Source organism: Bradyrhizobium sp. NBAIM08 (genome assembly GCF_020193935.1).
GTDB classification, from domain to species: domain Bacteria; phylum Pseudomonadota; class Alphaproteobacteria; order Rhizobiales; family Xanthobacteraceae; genus Bradyrhizobium; species Bradyrhizobium yuanmingense.
Genome location: NZ_JADYVR010000783.1, coordinates 1 through 415 on the forward strand (window position 1 = coordinate 1; position 415 = coordinate 415).

Below are 415 nucleotides of genomic sequence, written 5' to 3' on the forward strand. Positions count from 1 at the left end.
GTGACCAGCGCGGCGGTGAGCCGGGCGGTGTCCTGGTTCGCCGACGGCTTCCTGGGCGCACCGATCGCGTCGAGCTTTCCGCTCTCCGCCGCTCGGGCGGCCTTTCCGCTCTCCGCCGCTCGGGCGGGGGTTGCCGGATCGGCCACCGCCTGCGGGTTCCACAGCACGAACAGGCGCTCGCCTCGCGGCGACCCGTCGTCGGTCACGGCCTGCACGGGCAGCCCGCACAGGTCGCCGGCCAGACGATCGGGTTGGCCGATGGTGGCCGACGAGAAGATGAAGGTGGGATGCGACCCGTAGTGCGCGCACACCCGACGGAGACGGCGCAGCACGTGGGCGACGTGGCTGCCGAAGATGCCCCGCAGCGTGTGGAGCTCGTCGATGACGACGTACTCGAGTCGGCGCAGGAACGGAC

Annotated in this window: 1 protein-coding gene; it reads right to left on the reverse strand. The window is 72.0% G+C overall.

The genetic code is table 11. From position 1 onward, the window contains the following. A partial coding sequence (locus I6F37_RS42045) for a DEAD/DEAH box helicase (protein ID WP_368736833.1) occupies positions 1 to 415 on the reverse strand: 415 nt, incomplete at both ends.